The following is a 968-nucleotide window of genomic DNA, read 5'->3' as shown; positions in this document are numbered from 1 at the left end:
GCGCCGAGGCGCGGCAGCCGCGGCGGGCGGTGCGCGTGGCCCGCGGTCGGCGGCACGAGCACCTGCTGGCCCGCGGCGACGTCGACGCCCTCTGCGGTGCGCACCACGAGGTCGGCGTCGACGGGGGTCGAGCGCTTCACGACCGCGAGGGCGATCGGGCCGAGCTCGTCGTGCATCGCCGCGGTGGTGACCGCGCCCGCGTCGGCGTCGCCGAGCAGCACGCGGTCGCCGGGCGCGACCGGGGCGTTCTGGCTGCCGTCGAGGTGCAGCAGCACCACCCGGCGCGGCGGGGCGCCGAGGTTGTGCACCTTCGCGACGGTCTCCTGCCCGCGGTAGCAGCCCTTCTGCAGGTGCACCGCGGTCGTGAGCCAGTCGAGCTCGTGCGGGATCGTGCGCTCGTCGACCTCGGCGAGCCCGGGGCGCCCGGCCGCGACGCGCAGCGCCTCGGCCGCGAGCAGCCCGACGAACCGCTCCGGGTCGAGCGCCTCGGCGGCATCCGGGTCGAGCACCGACTCCGACCAGCGCCACGGCTCGCCCGTCGGCTCGCCGTAGCGGACGCCGCCCGGCGCGACCTCGGGCCAGCCGTCGATCCACGCCACGGAGCCGGCGGGCTCCCCCGCGGTGCCCACGACGACCACCTCGGGGCGCGCGATGTCGACCTGCTTGAAGAAGCGCATCCGCGTGAGCCACGACTCGAGCGCGTCGCCGCTGCCCGCGTCGACGATCGCCCACACGTCGTCGCCGTCGCGGCGCAGCCGCAGCGCGTGCTCGATGCGGCCCTCTGGCGAGAGCACGAGCGTCTCGGTCGACGCGCCGTCGGCGAGGCCCGCGACCGCCTGGCTCGTGATCGAGTCGAGCCACGCGAGGGTGTCGGGGCCGCTCAGCCGCAGCACGTCGCGCGGCAGCAGCACGAGCGCGCCGGCGCGCAGCCGCCGCTGCTCGGCGATCGGGTTGCCGACGTGCAGCGG

General features: G+C 77.5%; 1 protein-coding gene. It reads right to left on the bottom strand.

The features are described 5' to 3' along the window. Positions 1 to 968: folate-binding protein (locus NWP09_RS12990; RefSeq protein ID WP_309137126.1), on the bottom strand; the 968-nt coding region annotated here is incomplete at both ends.

It is taken from the genome of Agrococcus sp. HG114, from assembly GCF_024723325.1.
Taxonomy (GTDB): Bacteria; Actinomycetota; Actinomycetes; order Actinomycetales; family Microbacteriaceae; genus Agrococcus.
The sequence above is the reverse complement of the archived record's forward strand: the minus strand, read 5'-3'. Positions and strand labels throughout refer to the sequence as shown.